The following is a 20,734-nucleotide window of genomic DNA, read 5'->3' as shown; positions in this document are numbered from 1 at the left end:
CTGACATGGCTGATTCGCCCGTGATGTGGTTTGACGAGATCGGCATGGGCGACGTCCCGCGGGTCGGCGGCAAGAACGCCTCCCTCGGCGAGCTCATCCGGAACCTCCAGAGCGAGGGCGTCCGGGTCCCCGACGGGTTTGCCACCACGGCCGCCGCATACCGCACCTTCATTGCGGCCAACGGGATCGACGCCGCCATGCGGTCGCGCATCGCGGCCTACCGGTCCGGGGATGCCACGCTGCGCGCCACCGGCGAGGCCATCCGGGAGCTGTTCCTGGCCAGCGAGTTCCCCGAGGACATCGCCGAATCCATCCGCACCCACTACCGGACCCTGGGGGAGCGTGCCGGCCTGGACCGGCTCTCGGTCGCGGTCCGCAGCAGCGCGACCGCCGAAGACCTCCCGGACGCGAGCTTCGCCGGACAGCAGGAGACCTTCCTGAACATCGCGGGCGAGCACGAACTGCTGGACGCCTGCCGCCGCTGCTACGCCTCCCTCTTCACGGACCGGGCCATCAGCTACCGGGAAGTCAAGGGCTTTGACCACCTGGAGGTCGCCCTCTCGATCGGCATCCAGCGGATGGTGCGTTCCGACGTCGGTGCCTCCGGGGTGATGTTCTCCATCGATACCGATTCGGGCTTTCCCCGCGCCGCCGTCATCAGTGCGGCCTGGGGCCTGGGCGAAACCGTGGTCCAGGGCACCATCAACCCGGACAAGTATGTGGTCTTCAAACCGCTCCTCTCAGACTCCGCGGCCGCGCAGGGCGTCACCCCGATCATCGAGAAATCCCTCGGCTCCAAGGCCCGGAAGATGGTCTACGGCCGCGGCGGGAGCGCCCGCACCCGGATGATGGACACCTCGGCGGCCGAGCGCCGGGCCTTCGTGCTGGGCGACGCCGAGATCCTCGCCCTCGCCCGCTGGGCTGTCAGCGTCGAAAACCACTACGGCCGGCCCATGGACATGGAATGGGCCCGCGACGGCGAGACCGGGGAACTCTTCATGGTCCAGGCCCGCCCCGAGACCGTCCAGTCGCTCCGCACCGGTCCCCACTTCACCATCCACCATCTGCTGGAGCAGGGGACGGTGCTGGCCACCGGCGCCGCGATCGGCGATTCGATCGCGCACGGCACGGCCTGCGTCATCCGGACCGCTGCGGACATTGCGACATTCCGCGACGGCGCCATCCTCGTGACCGAAATGACCGACCCCGACTGGGTGCCCATCATGAAGCGGGCGGCCGGGATCGTCACGGACCACGGCGGCCCCACAAGCCACGCGGCGATCGTGAGCCGCGAGCTGGGTGTGCCCGCCGTCGTCGGAACCGTCAATGCCACGTCCGTCCTGGCCGAAGGCCGGCCCGTGACGATCTCCTGCGCCGAGGGCGATACGGGCCGGGTCTACGACGGCACCCTGGCCTTCGAAACAGAAGACGTGGACCTCGGTGCGCTGCCCGAAACCCGCACCGCCGTCATGGTCAACATCGCCAGCCCGGCTGCGGCCTTCCAGTGGTGGCGGCTGCCGGCCGACGGCGTCGGGCTCGCCCGGATGGAATTCATCATCAGCAGCCTGATCCGCGTGCATCCCATGGCCCTGGTCCATCCGGAACGCGTCACCGACCCAGCCGAGGCGCAGCAGATCAGGGACTTGGCGCAGGGGTACGCGGACCCGACGGAGTACTTCGTGGACGCACTGTCGCTGGGCATCGCCAAGATCGCCGCGCCGTACTACCCCCGCCCGGTGATTGTCCGGCTCAGTGACTTCAAGACCAACGAATACGCCCACCTGCTGGGCGGGGCCGCCTTTGAGGAGCCGGAAGAGAACCCGATGCTTGGCTTCCGCGGTGCCTCGCGCTATTACGACGCCCGCTACCGCGAGGGGTTCGCGCTCGAATGCGCCGCGCTCAAGCGGGTCCGCGAGAAACTCGGGTTCACGAACGTGATCGTCATGGTGCCGTTTTGCCGCACCCCGCAGGAAGCGGACAAGGTCCTTGCCGTGATGGCCGAGCACGGCCTGGTCCGCGGCAGCAACGGGCTGCAGGTCTACATGATGTGCGAAATCCCGTCCAACGTGGTCTTGGCCGAGAAATTCGCCACCCGCTTCGACGGGTTCTCGATCGGCTCCAACGACCTCACGCAGCTGGTCCTGGGCGTGGACCGCGATTCCGGCCAGCTCGCGGCGCTCTTCGATGAGCGGGACGAGGCCGTGATGGCCATGATCAGCGAGGCCATCCGCAAGGCCCACGCCGGCGGCATCAAGATCGGCATCTGCGGGCAGGGTCCCAGCAACCACCCGGAGTTCGCGGCGTTCCTGGTCCGCGAAGGGATCGACTCGATCTCCCTGAACCCGGACAGCTATCTCAGGACCGTGCCGCGGATCGCGGAGGCGGAGAAGACGGCGCCGGCCGGGGCAGCGTCAGCCACGACAGGCTCAGCCCGGTAGCGGTGCCCGCCGCGCGCCTTCCTCGGCCCGCGCGGTGCTGACGGCGCCGTGGCGTCCCGGCCCGAGGGACCGCAAGGCGTTGAGGATCGTGGCGAGGTCCACGAGCTCCTGTGTCAGGGCCCCTGCGATGGCCGGCACGTACCCCGCGGCCGCGGCCACCATCAGGGCCACGCTCAGCCCGATGCCGATCCAGATGCTCTGCAGGGCCACTTGCACGGTGCGCTGTCCGATCCGGACGGCCGACGCCACCTTGGAGAGGTCATCGAGGATGATCACGACGTCGGCCGACTCTCCGGCCGCAGTCGAACCGCGGGCGCCCATGGCGATTCCGACGTCGGCGACCGCCAGGACGGGGGCGTCATTGACGCCGTCGCCGACCATCATGACCGGACGGTCCGGCAGCGACCTGACGGCCTCGACCTTGTCCGGCGGGAGGCACTCCGCCCGGACGTCGGTGAGCCCGGCCTCGTCCGCGATGTGCCGGGCGGTGGCGAGCGCATCGCCGGTCAGCATGACTGTCCGATCCACGCCGAGGGCCTTGAGTTCGCTGAGCGTGCGGCGGGTCTCTTTGCGGATGGGATCGCTCATCACGAGGGAGCCCACGAATTCGCCGCCGGTACCGACGTAGATGGCGAGTTCACCGCTGGCCAGGTCCGTCTCCGCTACACCGGAGGCCCACTCTGCCACGAACGCGGGCTTGCCCACCACCACGTCCTGGCCGTCAAACCGGGCCCGCACCCCGTGCGTGGCGAATTCCGTGGCCTCGGTGGCAGCGGCAAAGGGCAGCCCCCGGGAACGGGCTGCGTCCATCACCGAGGCGGCGAGGACATGGGAGGAGTACTGTTCCGCGGACGCCGCCAACCCCAGGACCTCATCTTCCGAGAGGGTCCCGGCGGTCCGAACCGCCACCAATGCGGGGCGGCCGTAGGTCAGGGTTCCCGTCTTGTCGAACGCGACAGTCTTGATCCGGCTCAGCTGTTCAAGCACTCCGGCGTACTTGACGATGACGCCGGAGCGCGCGGCGCGGCTCATGCCGCCCAGGAACGCCACGGGAGCGGCGATCAGCAGCGGACACGGCGTGGCCACCACGAGGACCTCGGCGAAGCGTGCCGGGCTGCCGCTGATGATCCAGCCCACGGCACCGAGCGCGTAGGCCAGGGCCGTGAACGGCACGGCATAGCGGTCGGCCAGCCGGACCATGGGCGCTTTGCTTTCCGCCGCCTCCTTCACGAGGGCGACGATCCGGCTGTATTGCGAATCCTCCATACGCGCCGTGACCCGCATCCGGACTGCGGCCTCACCGTTCAACGAGCCGCTCATGAGCCCTTCCCCGGCGGACCGCTCCACCGGCAGGCTTTCCCCCGTGAGCGACGATTCATCGAACGTCCCGGAATCCGAGAGCAGGACACCGTCCAGCGGGACCACCTCACCGGGCCTGACCAGCAGGATGTCGCCGATTTCGACGTCGGTGGCCGCCACGTCCTCATGCTGGCCGTCTGTGTTGGTTCCGGGAGCGTTAGTTCCGTCTGTGTGGGTTCCGGCGGCGGACGTGCCGGTGCGCTCCCGGTGGGCCGTCTGCGGGACGCGTTCCAGCAGCGCCGTCAGTTCGTGCTTGGCCCGGCCCGCGGCGTAGTCCTCAAGGGCCGTGCCGCCGGCGAGCATGAGAACGATGATCATCGAGGCGATGTACTCACCCACGAGTACGGTGGCGACGATTGCGGTGACGGCCAGGATGTCGATGCCCCACTGGCCGCCTGCGAGCCGGCGCACCATCCCGATGGCGAGGTAGGCAGCCACGGCCAGGGCATAGATGCTCGCGGCGGCCTGGGCGATACCCTCCTGGCCTGCGGCCAGGAGGGCCACCACCGCCAGCAGGACAAGCAGGGTCCCTGCCACGAGCGGATACCGGAGAACGATTTTCACGGAGTTTCTGCCTTCGACGGCGTGTCCTGAACTACTTGAATCCTACTGCGCCGCGGCGGGCAGCCACGCAGCCTCAGCATGAGAGGCTGGAAGAGCGTCCGTCCCGACCAAACGGGCGGCGAGCCGAGCCCGACGGGCCGTGGCGCAGCATCAGCGACACCAGGAGGAATGACGTGCGAAGCAGTTCAGACACGGTCGAAACGCGGTCGGCCCTCGTGGTGGGGGCAAGCGGAATTGCCGGGTCGGCGCTGGTGGACAGGTTGGCTGATGAGGGGTGGGACGTGGTGGGGATCTCCCGCAACCCGCTCCTCCGCCGCGACGTGCGCCATGTGAGCGCGGACCTGAATTCCGTGGAGGATCTGCGCGAGGGTCTGGCCGGCGAATCTCCCACCCACGTGTTTTACACGGCGTGGTCCAGGATGAATACGGAACAGGAAAACATCGAGACAAACGCGGGCATGCTGCGGAACGTCCTCGAGAGCCTCAGCGGCAAGCCCGTGAAGCACGTCGCCCTCATGACCGGGCTGAAGCACTATCTGGGCCCGTTTGAAGCCTATGCGGCAGGGCAAATGCCGGACACCCCGTTCCGGGAGAGCGAGCCCAGACTGCCGACGCCCAACTTCTACTACGCCCAGGAAGACGAATTGTGGGCAGCCGCCGGGACGCAGGGCTTTGGCTGGTCCGTGCACCGGGCGCACACGGTGATCGGACATGCAGTCGGGAACGCCATGAACATGGGACTCACCCTCGCCGTCCAGGCCTCCATCTGCAGGGAACTGGGACAGCCGTTCATCTTCCCGGGCTCCGAGACGCAATGGAACAGCCTCACGGACATGACCGACAGCGGGCTGCTGGCGGACCACATGATCTGGGCGGCCACAGCGGACAACGTCAGCGACGAGGCCTATAACATCGTCAACGGTGACGTCTTCCGCTGGCGGCGCATGTGGCCCGCGCTGGCCGCCTACTTCGGTGTGGAGCCAGTGGGCTACGCGGACGAACCCCGCCCCCTGGAGCAGCAAATGCGCGGCATGGAAGGCGTGTGGGCAGGCATCGCCGCCCGCCACGGGCTGGCGGAACCCGACCTCGCACGGGTCGCCTCCTGGTGGCACACGGACGGTGACCTGGGCCGGAATCTCGAAGTGGTCACAGATATGAGCAAGAGCCGTCTTGCCGGCTTCACCGGGTACCGCCGAACGGAAGACGCCTTCCTCCGGCTGTTCGACCGGTATCGGGCGGACGGCTTGATTCCGGCAATGTCCTAGGGGACGCCACGGCGGCGGGGGCCTTTAAGCACTAGACCGGCGGTGACCCGTGAGGCCACAGTGAATCATGGGGTCCATGAGTGCTGGCAGCCGACGCCGGTGGTTGATGATCGGGGCCGTCGTGACTGCGGCGGTGCTGCTGCTCGGCGCCGCGGTCCTGCTGCTGCAGGGGGCGCCGACGGCGTCACCGCCCGCATCTGCGCCCGTCACCTCCCCGGCGTCCGGATCCGCCTCCGAGACCTCGTCCCCTGACTCGCCGACCGCGGCTTCGCCGGCCCCGGGCACCAGCGTGCCTGCTCCGGCCGTTCCCGTCCCGCCGGCCCCTGAACCGACCGCTCCGGCCCCGGCGCCGACCGTTCCTGCTCCGCTGCCGCCCGCGGCGCCGTTCCCCGCCGCGCTCGCCGGACGCGACGTCGAGACCATTCCGGGCGCGGGCCGGGTGGTCGCCCTGACGTTCGACGCCGGCGCCAACGCGGCCGGACTTCCCAGCATCCTGCAGAGCCTCGCCGCCGGGGGCGTGCGGGCCACTTTCTTCCTAACCGGCAGCTGGGCTGCCGCGAACCCCGGAGGCGTGGCGGCGATCGTCGCCGGAGGGCACCGGGTGGGCAACCATTCCATGACCCATCCGGCATTCACCGGACTGCCGGACGCCGGCATCGCGGACCAGGTCACATCGGCCGAGCGGGCCATCCGGGCCGCCGGCGCGGACCCGCGGCCGCTCTTCCGGTTTCCCTTCGGCGACCGCGACGCCAGGACCATCGCCACCGTCAACAACCTCGGCTACCTTCCGGTGCGCTGGAGCGTCGACACCCTGGGCTGGAAAGGCACCAGCGGCGGAGTGACGGCGCAGCTCGTGGCTGACCGGGTCCTGGCGGCCCTGCAGCCGGGGGAAATTGTCCTGATGCACATCGGTTCCAACCCCGACGACGGCACCACCCTGGACGCCGCTGCCCTGCCCCGGCTGATCAGCCGCATCCGCCAGGCCGGCTATGGCTTCACCACCCTCGATGCACTCTTGGGCTAAGGGCGGATCCCGGGCCGAACGCCACTGTCGCGGCGCAGGGATCGCTGATAGGACTGGGCCATGACGGAGTCGCCCACAGTTGCCGCCGCACTGGCTCCCGTCGACGCCGTGATCTTTGACCTCGACGGCGTCGTGACCGACACGGGAGAGCTCCGCGCGGCAGCCTGGAAACAGCTCTTCGACGACGTTATGAAGGACCCCCGGCTTCCCGCCGACGCGCGGCGCGGGCCCTTCACGGACGGCGACTTCGCACGCTGCGTCGAGGGCCGGACCTGGGAGGACGGCGTGGCCACGTTCCTGGCCTCGCGCGGCGTCGCCATTCCCCGGGGCTCGCCCGCGGACGGCCCGGCGGAGTGGACGGCGTTCGGACTCGCGCAGCGCCAGGGCGGGATTTTCGAAAACATGCTCGCGGGCGGTCCCGTTCCGGTCTTCCCCGGTACCGTGGCGCTCCTCGAGCGGCTCCGGGCCGGGCGGATCCCGGTGGTCCTCGCCACCTCCAGCCGGAACGCCGCCGCAATCGTGGCCGCCGCGGGCCTTGGCGAGGGCTTTGATCACATCGTGGATGGCCAGACGGCCCTGGACCACGACGTCGCCGGAATGCCGGCGCCGGCCCTGGTCCTGGAGGCCGTCCGCAGACTGGAGATCACCCCGGCCCGGGCCATGGTGATCGCCGGCGCCGCGGCCGGCGTGGAAGCCGGGCGGCGCGGAGGCTTCGGGCTCGTGGTCGGCCTCGACCGTGCCGGGCGGCGGGCCGAGCTGGAAGCCGCGGGTGCCGACCTCGTGGTTGAAGACGTCAGCGAACTGGACATCGGGCTGGTCATCACGCACCCGTGGCTGCTGGTCTACGAGGGATTCGACCCGGCCCACGAACGGCACCGCGAGGCGCTGACCACCCTCGGCAACGGCTATCTGGCCACCCGCGGCGCCGCCCCGGAGCACCGCGCGGGCGAAGTCCACTATCCCGGCACTTACCTCGCAGGCGTTTACAACAGCCTGACCAGCAATGTCCAGGGCGAGGTGACAGTGGACGAACACATGGTCAACATCCCGGACTGGCTGCCGCTGGACGTCAGGATAGGCGACGGCGACTGGTGGTCCGACGGCGGCCTGACGCTCCGCAGCGAGCGCCGCACGCTGGACCTCAAACGCGCCCTGCTGAACCGGGAAGCGCTCCTGGAGGACGACGCCGGGCGGCAGCTTCGGGTGCTCCAGCGCCGGCTCGTGTCCATGGCCGAGCCCCATCTGGCCGCGCTGGAGACGACCCTGACCGCCGTCGGGTGGAGCGGAACCGTCAGCGTCCGCAGCGGCTGCGACACCGGCGTCACCAACTCCAACGTGCCGGAGGACGCCCAGCTGGCCAACCGGCACCTGACGGCGGTGACGGTGTCCTCCTCCGAGGCCGGGCCGGACGCCTCGCAGCTGACGGTGGAGGTGGAGACGAGCGGGAGCAAGATCGGAATCGCCCTGGCGCTGCGGACCCGGATTTCCGGCGATGGACAGCCTCAGCCGACCGGAGCCGGCGGGGCGCCCGGCGGGTTTCCGGTCGCTATTACCGAGCCGGTCGGGGGCCTGCACGGACACCGTTTCGACCTGCCGGTCACGGACGCCGTACCCGTCACGGTCACCAAGACGGTGGCCGTCGCGACGTCGCGGGACCACGCCATCGCCTCGCCGGTCTCGGCCGCGCTCGCCGTGCTGGCGCGCGCACCCCGGGACTTCGGCGAACTGCTGGCAGCCCATGAGACAGCGTGGAGCCTCCTCCTGGCGCCGTTCATCATCGAATCCGATGCCCCGTCCCAGGCGCAGCTGATCCTGAACCTCCACGTCTTCCACCTGCTGCAGACGCTCACCACGCACACGGCCGAGCTCGACGCCGGGGTCCCGGCCCGCGGGCTCCACGGCGAAGGCTACCGCGGGCACATCTTTTGGGATGAGCTGTTCGTCCTGCCGGTCCTGAACTCCCGGCTGCCCGCGGTGGCCCGCGAACTGATTGACTACCGCTGGCGGCGCCTGGGAACGGCGCGGGACGCGGCCCGCAACGCCGGGCTGCGCGGCGCCCTCTTTCCCTGGCAGAGCGGCAGCGACGGCACCGAACAGACACCCAAGTTCCTGTTCAACAAGCTCTCCGGTCACTGGATGCCGGACTACTCCCATCTGCAGCGGCATGTGGGTCTGGCGGTCGCCTACAACGCGTGGCAGTACTTCGAAGCGACCCAGGACCGGGGCTGGCTGACCCGGCACGGTGCCGAGATTGTGGTGGACGTCGCCCGGCTGTTCGCATCCATGGCGGCGCATGACGCTGCGGAGGACCGCTTCCACATCAAGGGCGTCATGGGGCCCGACGAGTACCACACCGGCCATCCGGGCAACCCCGGCGGCGGCCTGGACGACAACGCGTACACGAACATCATGGCGGCCTGGGTGTTCGACCAGGCCGTCTGGATCATGCACTCCGTGCAGGGGTTCGACATGGAGGAGTTGCGGTCACGGCTGGGGATCACGCGGGCGGAAATCGATGCCTGGGCGCACCTGAGCCGGCGCATGTTCGTCCCCTTCCACGACGACGGCATCATCAGCCAGTTCGACGGCTACGGCGCACTCCGGGAACTCGATTGGAACCACTACCGCCGCGCCTACCGGAACATCGAACGGCTGGACCTGATCCTCGAGGCCGAAGGCGACAGTACCAACCACTACCGGCTGGCCAAACAGGCGGACGTCCTGATGCTCCTGTACGTCCTGGGCGAGGATCAGCTTCTGGGGTTCCTGCGCCGGATGGGGTACGACGTCGAGCCGGCGCACATCGCGGCTACGGTGGACTTCTACCTGGCCCGGACCGCGCACGGTTCCACGCTCAGCCGGGTCACCCACGCCTCCGTGCTGGCGCAACGGGACCCGGAGCGGGCGTGGGCCACGTTCCGGGAAGCACTGGACACGGACCTGGACGACACGCAAGGGGGCACCACGAGCACAGGCATCCACCTGGGCGCCATGGCGGGCTCGATCGACGTTGTCCAGCGCAGCTTCGCCGGACTTCGGATCACCCGCGATGCCCTGGACTTCACCCCGCGGCTGCCGGCGGAGCTGCACCGGGTGGAATTCCAGGTCCGCTACCGTGACCAGCTGCTGGCGGTGCACCTCGGGCCGGACCGGCTCAGGGTGTCCGCGGCCCCGGGGGACGCCGCCCCGGTGCTGGTGCGGGTCGGCGCGGAGAAGGTGCTGATCCGGGCGGGCCGTGAGCACGAGTTCCTTCGCGCCGCCGGGCCGTCCGACTGACGGCACGTGCGGGCTATGTGTGCTCCATGTGCAGCACGGCCGCGCCCGTGATCCGGTCCTCGGCCAGATCCCGCAGTGCCTGATCCGCGGCCTCGAACGGGTACGCCATGGTGGTGGGGCGGAGCGGGATCTCGGCGGCGATCCGGAGGAATTCCTCGCCGTCGGCCCGGGTATTGGCCGTGACGCTGCGCAGCTGGCGTTCGTTGAAGAGCTCGTCGCTGTAGTGCAGCGGTGGGATGTCGCTCAGGTGGATGCCTGCGACGGCGAGCGTGCCGCCGCGGTCCAGGGCGCGCAGCGCCACCGGCACCAGCCCGCCGGCGGGGGCAAAGAGGATCGCGGCGTCGAGGGGATCCGGTGGCTGTTCCTCGGCGCCGCCGGCGAACGTCGCGCCCAGATCCAGGGCCAGCCGGCGGGCCTCCGCGGACCGGGTCATGACGTACACGCGGGCACCACGGTAGAGCGCGATCTGGGCCGCCAGATGCGCGGAGCCGCCGAAGCCGTAGATGCCCAGCCGGCCGCCGATCGGCAGTTCCGCCCGGCTCAGCGCACGGTAGCCGATGATGCCTGCGCACAGGAGCGGCGCAGCCTGCTCGTCGCCGAACGTCTCCGGGATCCGGTAAGCGAAGTTCTCGGTCACAGTGACGAGCTCGGCGTACCCGCCGTCGCGGTCCCAGCCGGTAAACGTGGGGGACAGGCACAGGTTCTCCTGGCCGCGCACGCAGAACCGGCAGGCGCCGCACGTGCCGCCCAGCCAGGCCACCCCCACCCGTTCGCCGAGGCCGAACCTGGCCGCTCCAGGGCCGAGCCCGATCACCTCACCCACCACTTCGTGGCCCGGGATGGTCCCGGGGTGCCGGGGTTCGAGGTCGCCCTCGGCCAGGTGCAGGTCTGTGCGGCACACGCCGCAGACGCGCACTTTGAGCAGGACCTCCCCGCGCCCCGGCACGGGATCCGGGCAGTCGCCAGCCACGAGGGGTCCGCCGGACATCGGCCCCGGACGTTCAACCCGCCAGGCTCGCACCGCGGCCTCCTTTACTGCAGTCCCGATGTTGTTTCATGTGGTTTTCATGCGCTTCGTCGCCGCTCCCTTGGGTCCGTCAGCGGCGGTCAGCGGCTGACGAACACGTTGCAGCGCGCCTTGTGCAGCACGGCGGAGACGGTGTTGCCGGGTCCCGCCGAAGGGTTATGGGTCCCGAGTACCAGGACGTCGGCGTCGGCTGCGGCGGCAAGGAGTTCCCGGGCGGCGGCATGGCTGCCGAACAGGACACCGGACACTTCCAGCCCGGGGGCCAATGCCCGGGCCTCGTCGATGGCGTGGTCCAGCAGCTCTTCGCCGAGGAGCCTGGCATGGCGGCCGTGTTCCTCCCGTGCCCCGCCCCGCAACGTGTCCACGTGGACGAGGTGCAGCGGGGCGCCGAGAATTCCGGCCAGCCGGGCGGCCTCGGCCAGAGTGGCGTGGCTGCGGGGCGAGGCGTCGACCCCCACCACGACGGGCCCGCCGGGGATGCCCGGGCGCCGGATCACCATGACGGGGCAGTGTGCCGAGCCCGCCAAGTCAAGGCAGACCGAACCCGCTACTGGGCCCAGGACGGCGCCAAGTCCCCGGCTACCGACCACCAGCAGCCGCGCGTCCCGGGCGGCTTCGCGCAGGACGGGCGCGGCGAGCCCGGCTTCCATGACGCCGTCGACGGCGGGACCGGGGTGTTCCGGTTCGGTAAGGGACGCGGATCGCTCGACGCCGGATGCTTCGAGCCCGGCGTCGGCCGTTTCGCCGGGCGCTGCTTCACGGGGTTCGGTGGCGGCGTCGATGCCGGGCCGGGCGCCCGGTTCAGTGGCGGGTTCGACGCCGGCCGCGCCGGTTGCCTCCAGGAGGGCGCTGCGGGCCAGTTCGACGCCTTCGGCGAGGATGGCTTCGGCGGAGTGCCGCAGTCCGCTGCCGGCCACTCCCTTGACGGGGCCCAGGTTCTTGGTGAAGACCGGCCATACCCAGGCGTGCACCACCCGAAGGTCGAGTCCGGTGGCGGCCGCGTAGCCGGCGGCCCAGCGGACGGCAAGCCGGGCTGCCTCGGACCCGCCGTAGCCGACTGCCACGACGCCGCCTTGATGCTCTGCGGGTGCCGACATTCTTCCTCCCGGCTCGGCGGACGCACCCCTTCGCCCGGCTATACGTGCAGCCCCAGTAGAACGCGGCGGTCCGTCAATGGCTAGGGGCTTTGGTCCCGCGAGCCGGCCTGCTGCTCGCGCAGTTCGCGTCCGCGTCGGATGTCCTCTTCCTCCCGGGCTTGCAGCTTGTCGCTCTGCTTGGTGTCCCTGGGCGGCAGCTGGATGGTCTCTTCCGCCTCGATTCCGGCCTGCAGCTGCCGGCCGCGTTCCATCTCGGCGTCGAACTCCGCGCCGAACAGCAGTGACATGTTCAGGATCCAGAGCCACAGCAGCGAGATGATGACACCGCCGATAGCGCCATAAGTCTTGTTGTAGCTGCTGAAGTTGGCGACGTAGAACCCGAAGGCCACGGAAGCCAGCAGGAAGATCATCAGGGCGATGAAGGACCCCAGGCTCATCCACCGGAACTTGGGCTGCTTCACGTTGGGGGTGGTGTAGTACAGGATGGCGATGGCGAGCACGACGAGCAGCAGGATCACCGGCCATTTGGCAATGTTCCAGACGGTGAGAACCATCCCGCCCAGGCCAATCGCCTTGCCGACGGACTCTGCCACCGGCCCGCTGAGAACCAGCATGAACGCGAGGGCGGCGACGATCAGCAAGGTGGCGACGGTCACGCCGAGCATGGTGCCACGCAGCTTGATGAACGGCCGGCCCTCGTCAATTTCGTAGATCCGGTTCATGGCCCGGCCAAACGCCCCGACGTAGCCGGAGGCGGACCAGAGGGCGGTGAGAATGCCGATCACGAGTGCGAATCCGGCGGTGGAGGAGTTGCTGAGCTGCTCGACCGGCTGGCGGATGGCGTCCACGGTTTCAGCGGGCGCGAAGCCCTGGACGATCTCCAGGAGCGCCGACGTGGTCTTCCCGGCCTGGCCGAAAATGCCGAGCAGGGACACAAGCGCTAAGAGCGCGGGGAAGATTGAGAGGACCGAATAGTAGGTGAGGGCCGCGGCGAGATCGGGGCACTGGTCCTTGGTGAATTCCCGCAGCGTCTTCTTCGCGATGTACTTCCACGACGGCTTGGTCACCTCGGTGGGGCTGTCCGGCTTGCGGGAGTCGTCCGGAGGGGGTGCGGTGCGGGCCTTGGCGGTGCTGCTCTCCGGGGTTTCGGCGTCTGCTGAAGTGGCGGCCGCGGCGGGGTTTTTGAACATGGAAGTTCTTCCTTCGGGGTTAAGTGCATCAGCCGGCCGTCCGGCGCGTGAGCGCAGGACGGCCGGCCGGGTTCGAACGGGATCAGGCCTGCTGGACGTTGTCCTTGGCCTCGACGGTGCGATCCTTGACGTCAGCAACTGCGCCTTGGCCCTCGGTCTTGACATGCTCGGTGGCGTCGGCGGCCGTCGCCTTAACGTTTTCCATTGCGGCCTGGGCTGGCTCCTTGAGGCCTTCTGCCACGTGTTTGGCGGCCTCGGTGAGTTCCGTGGTCAGCGGTTCGGCCGCGGTCTTCAGGGCATCTGCGGCTTCGCGTTCCTTCTGGCTCGCCGGGATCAGGGAGGAGACCAACAGGCCTGCCCCGAAGGCAATCAGACCTGCGGCCAGGGGGTTGCCCTGGGTTTTGGTCTTGACCTGCGCCGGGGCGTCCCCGATGGCGGAGCCGGCGTCACTCACGTGTGCGCCGGCACTGCCGGCGGCCGCGTGCATGCTCCCGGCGGTGTGGTCGGCCGTGCCCATGACTTTCTCCTTCACTCCGAAGACTGCGTCCTTGACGTTTTCCCTGACCTTGTCGGTCTGCCGCTGGACGATGTGCGACGGCGTGACCTTGTCCGCCACGGCGTCGACGTTGGTGCCAAGACGTGCGCGGGTAGCTTCGATATCTGCTCGGATGACATCCGGGTTTTCACTCATCGTGTTTCCTCGCTGGAACTAGGGGTTGGGTTTGAGCGTGGGCGGGATTTCCTGCAGGGTCTCGGTGGTCTTGGGCAGGCCCTTGATTGCCTTGAGTTCCTTGCGGCCGGTCGTGGCCAGGACGGCGGCAGCGATGCCCCAGATCAAGGCGACGACGACGGCGGACCAGCCCAGTCCCATCAGGCTCCCGAGTGCCCACCAGAGCGCCAGGGACAGGAACAGGAGCACGAAGTGTCCGGCGACGCCGGCGCCGGCGAGCATGCCGGTGCCCTTGCCGGCCCGGGCCGCCGACTGCTTGAGTTCGACCTTGGCGAGCTCGACTTCCTGCCGCATCAGGATGGACATGTCCCTCGTTACCTCGCCCAGCAGGTCGCCGAGGGACGACGATTCGGCCTTGGCATGCGCGGCGGTCGGAGGCATCTCGCTCATCGACGGCCACCGTCAAAGGGGTCACTGCCATAAGGGTCACTGCCGAGCGGATCCTGACCGAGGGGGTCGGTCACGACGGGCCCGGAGGCCCAACGGGCCTGCCGGTTGCCGTCGCCCGCCTGATCAACATCCAGTGGGTTCGGCGGGTAGGTGTCCGCGAAGCCCGCCGTCGTCGTTTCCGGGGCCGGCATCTGGACCGGCGGCGGCGGAACCGCGTTTCCGGTGTCCGGAACCCGGCTGATCGGCGCCGCTGGAGTGCCGGTGGCCGACGGAGTGGCGGCCGTAGCGCCGGTCGGCTCCGGGGCGCCTGCGCTGAGGCTCCGGCTGAGCCGGCCGGCCAGGACACCCGCTCCTGCCGCAAGCAACAGGAAGGTCCCTGGCTTCTGCCGCGCAAAGGACTTCACCTCGTTCAGGAGCGAACCGGGATCCCGGGCGTCAAGCCACGTTGCCACGGCGGAGGACCGCTCAGCGGCCTGGCGTACGAGATCGGTGGCGACGCCGGGCTGCTCGGAGGCCGCGGCCATGGAGTGAAGTTCGGTCGAGACGGACCGGAGGCCCTGGGCCACCTTCTGCTGCTGCACACCGGCTTGTTCAGTGAGGTCTGATTGTGCTTGGTGCAGGAGATGCCGGGCGTTCGTCTTGACCTCTGCAGCCACCTGGGTGGCCTCGGTCTTAGCGGTCTCGGCCACGTTCTGGGCCGAATCCGCGGCCACACGGGAGACTTCCGCGGCCTCATGCCTGGTGGTGTCGGTGGTGGAAGCGCCGGTGGCCGTTGCCGGGGGCGTGTTTATCGGCGCTCCGGCCGGGGTCGCGCTGTAGATTTCGCCGTCGGCGACGGGCGGAAACGTGGACGCCTGCCGGAGGTGAGCCTGCTGGGTAGCCGTAGGGGTGCCGAGGCTCCCATCCTGGGGCCATGGGTTCTCTGTCATCTTCGCTCTCTTTCAAAAAGATCGGCTGCTGATCAGACGCCAGCAATGCTGGAGTTAAATAGTAAGCATGATTACTAATAAATAGTAAGTACCCTTGCTTGTTGATTTTGGTACGGATATGGGTTAGCCGGCCGGGCGGAGTGGCAGGGGATGCCGGTGAACTAGGGTTGAAGCATGGAAAATGCGGGGGATAGCTGATGGCCAAGCGGGGCAGGGGCCGGGTCGCAGGAGCCGCCGAGCCGGGAGTGGTGGACGTACCCAAGGGTTCCCGCCCGGCCGGTCCCGTGGCAGGGGTGTACTATATCGACACCGGAGACTGCGAACTGATCCCGGACCAGGACAATTCCACCGGCTGGCTCCTGCGCATCAACGGCGTCATGAGCTCGCACATCGACCTCGCGGACCCGCTGTTCCTGGACTTTGAGTACATGCGCTGGATCTCCGCCCTGGTCGAGTCACGCTGGCCCCGCGAGTCCAAGCCCAAGCTGCGCGCCCTGCACCTCGGCGGGGGAGCATGCTCACTGGCCCGCTATTTCCACGCCGCCTACCCGGACGCCCGCCAGGTCGTGGTGGAGCTGGACGGCAAGCTGGCCGACTACGTCCGGGGCTGGTTTGACCTGCCCAAAGCCCCGCTGCTGCGCCTGCGCGTGGGGGAGGCCCGGGAAGTCACCGAGAGCCTGACCCCGCAGACCCGGGACCTGATCATCCGCGACGTCTTCGCCGGTTCACTGACCCCGCGCCCCCTCACCACGAAGGAATTCACCGAGCACGCCAAGCGCGTCCTCGCGCCGGGAGGGGTCTACGTCGTGAACTCCGGCGACGCCCCGGACCTCAAAAACGCCCGCGAAGACGCCGCCACCATCGCGGATGCCTTTGCCTACACGGTGCTCATCGCCGATCCGGCCATGCTCAAGGGCCGGCGCTACGGCAACATGATCATGGCCGGCAGCGACCGCCCGTTCGACGACGATCCCGGCCTCGCGCGGCGCCTGCTTGGCGGTGCGGTGCCGGCCCACATCTGGAACGACGAGAAGGTGCGGGCATTCGCGGCCGGCGCCGCCGTCCGCCACGACCCGGCAGGCCGGGCCCCGGCAGGCCTGGCCCCGGCAGGCCGGGCCCTGGCACCGGCGCCAGGGCCGTCCGAACCCCCTCAGCCGTCGACTGCTCCGTAACGGCCCTTTTGGGGCTCCATAAGGGCGGCGCCTACGGAGCAGCCGGTGGGGTTCCACCCCGGCCCAGCAGGGCATCGCGGTGGGCTGCGGTCTGCTCCCGCAGCGCCTGCACGAGGGCCGCGACCGCCGGGCGGCGCATCGAATCGGGCCGCAGCACCATCCAGTAGGGGAGCATCTCGGCAAATTGCTCCGGCAGGAGCCGGACCAGGTCCGGATGGAGGTCGGCCGCGAAGCACGGCAGGAACCCGATCCCGGCGCCGGCGCGCGTGGCCTCCACGTGGACAAAGACATTGGTGGAGCTCAGCCCGTCCCGCATCGCCGGCACCAGCCGCCGCGGGGCATCCAGATCGTCCACCTGCAGCATCGAATCGACAAAGTACACGAGCGAATGCGCCGTCAGTTCCTCCACAGTGGCCGGGGTCCCGTACTCGGCCAGGTAGTCGCGGGAGGCATACATCCCCAGCATGTACTCGCCCAGCTGCGCGGCCTCTGCCCGGTGCACCTGCGGCTCGCCGACCACCACCTCGATGTCCAGGCCGGAGCGCTGCTGCAGCGCCCGGCGCGTCACGGTGATGATCTCGACGCTGAGGCCGGGGTGGTGGCGGCGGAGCCGGGCCACCGCCGGGGCGGCAATGTAGGCGCTGAAGCCGTCCGTGGCCGTCATCCGGACCACCCCGGTGATGGGATCCGGCGTGTGCCCGGGCTGTTCCAGGGTCCGCACGGCGCTTTCGACCTGCTCGGCCACCCGCACGGCCTCGGCGCCGAGCTCGGTCAGTTCCCAGCCGCCCGACGCGCGCGAGAGCACCCGGCCGCCCAGCGACTTCTCCAGCGCCGCGATCCGCCGGGAGACGGTGGTGTGATTCAGTCCGAGAGTCTGGGCCGCCGTCGTAAATTTCGCCGAACGGGAGACGGCGAGCAGGACCAGCAGGTCATCGGGATTGGCGTTCATATCTGCAATTCTGCACACATAGGGTGCCGGTTTGGCCATTGAACCGCCGCGAATGTGCGGCAATACTCAATGGAGCCATTTCAGTGCTGTGCGTCACAGCGCGTGTCACCGTGGACACTAAGGAGAACCAGATGAGCGTAAACGAACGCTCTGCAACATCCCCCGCCGTACCCGCATCCAAGGGTTCCGGGCTCAAGAAAATCGTCGCAGCATCGATGGTGGGAACCGTCGTCGAATGGTACGAATTCTTCCTCTATGCCACCGCCGCCACCCTGGTGTTCGGCAAGTACTTCTTCCCCGCCACCGGCAACGAGCTGGATGGCATTATCCAGGCGTTCCTGACTTACGCCGTCGGCTTCGTGGCACGCCCGCTGGGCGGCATCGTCTTCGGCCAGATCGGCGACAAGCTGGGCCGCAAGCCCACCCTGCAGCTCACCATCGTCATCATCGGTGTCTCCACCTTCCTGATGGGCTGCCTCCCGGGCTTCGCCACCCTCGGCTACCTGGCGCCGGCACTGCTGGTCTTCCTGCGCTTCATCCAGGGCTTCGCCCTGGGCGGTGAATGGGGCGGCGCCGTGCTGCTCGTCGCCGAGCACAGCCCCAACAAGACCCGCGGCTTCTGGTCCAGCTGGCCGCAGGCCGCCGTCCCCGTGGGCAACCTGCTGGCCACCCTGGTCCTGTTCATCATGTCCAACATGCTCAGCGCGGCCGACTTCCTCGGCTGGGGCTGGCGCGTGGCGTTCTGGCTCTCCGCCGTGATCGTGTTCGTCGGCTACTACATCCGCACCCACGTCTCTGAGTCGCCCATCTTCCTCGAAGCGAAGGCCCAGTTGGAGAGCGAGCAGGCAGTGAGCTATGGCGTCCGCGAGGTTATCCGCAAGTACCCGAAGGGCATCCTGCAGTCCATGGGCCTCCGGTTCGCGGAAAACATCATGTACTACCTCGTGGTCAGCTTCTCGATCGTCTACCTCAAGACGGTGGACAAGTACGACACCTCATCCCTGCTGCTCGCCCTGCTGATCGCGCACCTCGTGCACTTCCTGATCATCCCGCAGATCGGCCGGCTCGTGGACAGCTGGGGCCGCAAGCCCGTCTACCTCGTCGGTGCCATTACCGGCGCCACCTGGCCGTTCTTCGCCTTCCCGATGTTCGACACCCGCAACCCGGTGATCATCGTCCTGGCCGTCACCATCGGCCTGTGCCTGCACGCCTTCATGTACGCCGGCCAGCCGGCCCTGATGTCGGAGCTGTTCCCGACCCGGATGCGCTACGCCGGCGTCTCCCTGGGCTCGCAGGTCACCTCGATCTTCGCCGGGTCGCTGGCGCCGCTCCTGGCCACCCAGTGGCTCAAGGACACCGGCTCCTGGCTGCCGACCGCGGTCTACCTGGTGGTCGCCTGCGCCATCACCACCGTGGCAGTCCTGAGCCTGAAGGAAACCAAGGGCATCGCCCTGGAAGACGTGGACCGGGCCGACGCCGAACGTGAAGGCCTGTCCGTAGCAGCCGCACGCTGAGCTGCTTGAGTTACCTGGCGGCTTGAGTTTCCGGGCTGCTTGAGTTTGGGCCGGTCCCAGCCACGCTGGGGCCGGCCGCCTCATTAGATTTTTGACATGGAAGGCTGAGTAATGGAAAACACGCTGAACGGACGCAAGGCACTGGTCACCGGCGGGGCCGGCGGGATCGGTGCCGCCAGCGCCCGCGCCCTGGCCGCACGCGGGGCCAAGGTCGTGATCGCGGACGTGGACGAGTCCGCCGCCGCGGCCCTCGCCGACGAGATCGGCGGCACCTCGTGGGCCGTCAACCTGCTCGACGTCGAATCCCTCCAGACGCTCAGCCTGGACTGCGACATCCTGGTCAACAATGCCGGAATCCAGCGCATCAGCCCGATCGAGGACTTCGATCCGGCCGACTTCCGACGCATCATCACGCTTATGCTCGAGGCGCCGTTCCTGCTGATCCGGGCCGCGCTGCCGCACATGTATACCAACAACTTCGGCCGCATCATCAACCTGTCCTCCGTTCACGGCCTCCGTGCCTCGCCGTTCAAGAGCGCCTACGTCTCGGCCAAGCATGGTCTGGAAGGCCTGAGCAAGGTCACGGCGCTGGAGGGCGGCGCGCACGGCGTCACGTCCAACTCCATCAACCCCGGGTACGTCCGCACGCCCCTGGTCGAGTCGCAGATCGCGGACCAGGCCAAGGTGCACGGCATTCCGGAGTCCGAGGTCCTCGCCAAGATCATGCTGACCGAATCAGCGGTCAAGCGGCTCGTGGAGCCCGAGGAAGTGGCGTCCCTGGTGGCGTGGCTGGCTTCGGACGACGCCGGCATGGTCACCGGCGCCAGCTACACCATGGACGGCGGCTGGTCCGCGCGGTAAGTTGGCTGCCGCCCGCAGTTGCGGGCGGCACGGACATGTTCCGCGTGCTCGCTCGTTCCTCGCTTAGACGTACGCTTCCACATGCCCGCCGCCGCCCGCTTCCAACTGCGGGCGGCAGGCTAGTCCTTGTTGCCCACGAGGGCCAGTGTGCCGCCCAGACCGATCATCATCACGCCGCCGGTGGTGCTGAGCGCGGCGATCCGCCGGGGCGACCGGGCAAACCAGTGCCGTGCCGTTCCCGCCGCGAGGGCCCACGTGCTGTCGGAGACCAGGGCGATCAGCAGGAAGACCGCCCCCAGCGTGCCGAGCTGGAGCGGAATCGCGCCGGCAGAATAGTCCACGAACTGCGGGAGCACGGCCACGAAGAAGACAATCGACTTCGGGTTGGTCGCGCCCACAATGAATCCCTCGCGGAGCACCCGGGCTGTCGAGGACCGGTCGGCCGGGTCTGCCGCCGTCGCGCCGCTGCCGCGATGCCGGATGGCCTGGATCCCCAGGTAGACAAGGTAGGCGGCGCCGGCAAACTTCACCACGCTGAAGAGCAGGAGCGACTGGGCCAGCACCACCCCGACGCCCACGGCCACCGCGGCGATCTGCACCAACTCGCCGCCCGCGTTCCCGGCGACACTCAAGAGGCCGCCTTTGCGTCCCAGGGCCAGCGTCCGTCCGATCACGAACAGCACGCTGGGCCCCGGGACGGCGATGAGCACGAGCGCCGCGAGGGCAAAAGCCAGGAGATTGGGGGCGGGAACCATGCCTGATCTTAACCCTCCCGGGGCGCTCCCGGGAGGGCCCCGGGAGGGGGGTGTCCCTATGCTTTTGGTCAAGCGCCCTCGGGTGCCTTTTCTTGGTAGAGGGTGCCGTTTTTGAGCATGGCGAAGATGACGTCGCAGCGGCGCCGGGCGAGGCAGATGATGGCGGCGTTGTGTTTCTTTCCTTGGCCGCGTTT

Annotated in this window: 16 protein-coding genes and 1 pseudogene; 7 read left to right on the top strand and 10 right to left on the bottom strand. The window is 68.9% G+C overall.

Annotation, left to right across the window (positions count from 1 at the left end; genetic code table 11):
• The first annotated feature begins 5 nt into the window (after positions 1-5).
• A complete protein-coding gene (ppsA, locus tag AC1DBQ_RS02130) occupies positions 6-2,438 on the top strand; it encodes a phosphoenolpyruvate synthase (RefSeq protein WP_476926922.1) in 2,433 nt (810 codons plus the stop codon).
• Here the strand turns inward: ppsA and AC1DBQ_RS02125 are convergent.
• Entirely contained in the window at positions 2,427-4,361 is a 1,935-nt protein-coding gene (locus AC1DBQ_RS02125; RefSeq protein ID WP_476926921.1) for a heavy metal translocating P-type ATPase, read from the bottom strand. The two genes, ppsA and AC1DBQ_RS02125, sit on opposite strands and share 12 nt — an antisense overlap.
• 173 nt (positions 4,362-4,534) lie before the next feature.
• Here AC1DBQ_RS02125 and AC1DBQ_RS02120 point away from each other — a divergent pair, with 173 nt between their 5' ends.
• The 3 genes from AC1DBQ_RS02120 (at position 4,535) to AC1DBQ_RS02110 (ending at position 9,926) form a co-directional block, all read left to right on the top strand.
• On the top strand, positions 4,535-5,626 hold the full coding sequence (locus AC1DBQ_RS02120; RefSeq protein ID WP_476926920.1) for an SDR family oxidoreductase: 1,092 nt from the start codon (positions 4,535-4,537) through the stop codon (positions 5,624-5,626).
• Positions 5,627-5,702: 76 nt separating this feature from the next.
• Positions 5,703-6,650, top strand: a complete 948-nt coding sequence (locus tag AC1DBQ_RS02115) for a polysaccharide deacetylase family protein (RefSeq protein ID WP_476926919.1) — start codon at positions 5,703-5,705, stop codon at positions 6,648-6,650.
• A gap of 60 nt (positions 6,651-6,710) precedes the next feature.
• Positions 6,711-9,926, top strand: a complete 3,216-nt coding sequence (locus AC1DBQ_RS02110) for an HAD family hydrolase (protein WP_476926918.1) — start codon at positions 6,711-6,713, stop codon at positions 9,924-9,926.
• A 13-nt stretch (positions 9,927-9,939) separates the two neighbouring features.
• Here the strand turns inward: AC1DBQ_RS02110 and AC1DBQ_RS02105 are convergent, their stop codons facing one another.
• The 6 genes from AC1DBQ_RS02105 to AC1DBQ_RS02080 form a co-directional block, all read right to left on the bottom strand.
• Positions 9,940-10,947, bottom strand: coding sequence for a zinc-dependent alcohol dehydrogenase family protein (locus AC1DBQ_RS02105; protein WP_476926917.1), 1,008 nt, complete (start codon positions 10,945-10,947; stop codon positions 9,940-9,942).
• An 86-nt stretch (positions 10,948-11,033) separates the two neighbouring features.
• Entirely contained in the window at positions 11,034-12,050 is a 1,017-nt protein-coding gene (locus tag AC1DBQ_RS02100; protein WP_476926916.1) for a universal stress protein, read from the bottom strand.
• Between the two features lie 80 nt (positions 12,051-12,130).
• Complete coding sequence (locus AC1DBQ_RS02095) at positions 12,131-13,240, bottom strand: YihY/virulence factor BrkB family protein (RefSeq protein ID WP_476926915.1); 1,110 nt, start codon at positions 13,238-13,240, stop codon at positions 12,131-12,133.
• An 82-nt stretch (positions 13,241-13,322) separates the two neighbouring features.
• Complete coding sequence (locus tag AC1DBQ_RS02090) at positions 13,323-13,931, bottom strand: DUF3618 domain-containing protein (protein WP_476926914.1); 609 nt, start codon at positions 13,929-13,931, stop codon at positions 13,323-13,325.
• 18 nt (positions 13,932-13,949) lie between these two features.
• Positions 13,950-14,351: a phage holin family protein gene (locus tag AC1DBQ_RS02085; protein WP_476926957.1), complete on the bottom strand. Its 402-nt coding sequence runs from the start codon at positions 14,349-14,351 to the stop codon at positions 13,950-13,952.
• Between the two features lie 5 nt (positions 14,352-14,356).
• Positions 14,357-15,289, bottom strand: coding sequence for a hypothetical protein (locus AC1DBQ_RS02080; protein WP_476926913.1), 933 nt, complete (start codon positions 15,287-15,289; stop codon positions 14,357-14,359).
• A gap of 197 nt (positions 15,290-15,486) precedes the next feature.
• Here AC1DBQ_RS02080 and AC1DBQ_RS02075 point away from each other — a divergent pair, with 197 nt between their 5' ends.
• The gene (locus tag AC1DBQ_RS02075; RefSeq protein ID WP_476926912.1) at positions 15,487-16,461 is read left to right on the top strand and encodes a spermidine synthase; all 975 of its coding nucleotides are present in this window, start codon (positions 15,487-15,489) and stop codon (positions 16,459-16,461) included.
• 31 nt (positions 16,462-16,492) lie between these two features.
• On the opposite strand, the gene AC1DBQ_RS02070 is transcribed toward AC1DBQ_RS02075, so the two are convergent.
• A complete protein-coding gene (locus AC1DBQ_RS02070) occupies positions 16,493-17,410 on the bottom strand; it encodes a LysR family transcriptional regulator (RefSeq protein ID WP_476926911.1) in 918 nt (305 codons plus the stop codon).
• A gap of 131 nt (positions 17,411-17,541) precedes the next feature.
• Here AC1DBQ_RS02070 and AC1DBQ_RS02065 point away from each other — a divergent pair, with 131 nt between their 5' ends.
• Both AC1DBQ_RS02065 and AC1DBQ_RS02060 read left to right on the top strand, forming a co-directional pair.
• Entirely contained in the window at positions 17,542-18,924 is a 1,383-nt protein-coding gene (locus tag AC1DBQ_RS02065; protein ID WP_476926910.1) for an MFS transporter, read from the top strand.
• Positions 18,925-19,035: 111 nt separating this feature from the next.
• On the top strand, positions 19,036-19,785 hold the full coding sequence (locus AC1DBQ_RS02060) for a 3-hydroxybutyrate dehydrogenase (RefSeq protein WP_476926909.1): 750 nt from the start codon (positions 19,036-19,038) through the stop codon (positions 19,783-19,785).
• A 119-nt stretch (positions 19,786-19,904) separates the two neighbouring features.
• Here AC1DBQ_RS02060 and AC1DBQ_RS02055 read toward each other — a convergent pair whose 3' ends face one another.
• Together AC1DBQ_RS02055 and AC1DBQ_RS02050 are read right to left on the bottom strand one after the other, a co-directional pair.
• Entirely contained in the window at positions 19,905-20,540 is a 636-nt protein-coding gene (locus tag AC1DBQ_RS02055) for a LysE family translocator (RefSeq protein WP_476926908.1), read from the bottom strand.
• 68 nt (positions 20,541-20,608) lie between these two features.
• A pseudogene (locus AC1DBQ_RS02050) lies at positions 20,609-20,734 on the bottom strand (IS110 family transposase); the annotation flags it as partial.

Source organism: Arthrobacter sp. 10T413_2 (assembly GCF_056394205.1).
Note: the sequence above shows the minus strand (reverse complement) of the source record. Positions and strands in the feature narration are given on the sequence as shown.

What these genes read in the sequence shown, in the direction of transcription:
- ppsA (WP_476926922.1), top strand. Translation starts at nt 6, where the DNA reads ATGGCTGATTCGCCCGTGATGTGGTTTGACGAGATCGGCATGGGCGAC.
- AC1DBQ_RS02115 (WP_476926919.1), top strand. Translation starts at nt 5,703, where the DNA reads ATGAGTGCTGGCAGCCGACGCCGGTGGTTGATGATCGGGGCCGTCGTG.
- AC1DBQ_RS02110 (WP_476926918.1), top strand. Translation starts at nt 6,711, where the DNA reads ATGACGGAGTCGCCCACAGTTGCCGCCGCACTGGCTCCCGTCGACGCC.
- AC1DBQ_RS02100 (WP_476926916.1), bottom strand. Translation starts at nt 12,050, where the DNA reads ATGTCGGCACCCGCAGAGCATCAAGGCGGCGTCGTGGCAGTCGGCTAC.
- AC1DBQ_RS02095 (WP_476926915.1), bottom strand. Translation starts at nt 13,240, where the DNA reads ATGTTCAAAAACCCCGCCGCGGCCGCCACTTCAGCAGACGCCGAAACC.
- AC1DBQ_RS02090 (WP_476926914.1), bottom strand. Translation starts at nt 13,931, where the DNA reads ATGAGTGAAAACCCGGATGTCATCCGAGCAGATATCGAAGCTACCCGC.
- AC1DBQ_RS02085 (WP_476926957.1), bottom strand. Translation starts at nt 14,351, where the DNA reads ATGCCTCCGACCGCCGCGCATGCCAAGGCCGAATCGTCGTCCCTCGGC.
- AC1DBQ_RS02080 (WP_476926913.1), bottom strand. Translation starts at nt 15,289, where the DNA reads ATGACAGAGAACCCATGGCCCCAGGATGGGAGCCTCGGCACCCCTACG.
- AC1DBQ_RS02075 (WP_476926912.1), top strand. Translation starts at nt 15,487, where the DNA reads ATGGCCAAGCGGGGCAGGGGCCGGGTCGCAGGAGCCGCCGAGCCGGGA.
- AC1DBQ_RS02070 (WP_476926911.1), bottom strand. Translation starts at nt 17,410, where the DNA reads ATGAACGCCAATCCCGATGACCTGCTGGTCCTGCTCGCCGTCTCCCGT.
- AC1DBQ_RS02065 (WP_476926910.1), top strand. Translation starts at nt 17,542, where the DNA reads ATGAGCGTAAACGAACGCTCTGCAACATCCCCCGCCGTACCCGCATCC.
- AC1DBQ_RS02060 (WP_476926909.1), top strand. Translation starts at nt 19,036, where the DNA reads ATGGAAAACACGCTGAACGGACGCAAGGCACTGGTCACCGGCGGGGCC.
- AC1DBQ_RS02055 (WP_476926908.1), bottom strand. Translation starts at nt 20,540, where the DNA reads ATGGTTCCCGCCCCCAATCTCCTGGCTTTTGCCCTCGCGGCGCTCGTG.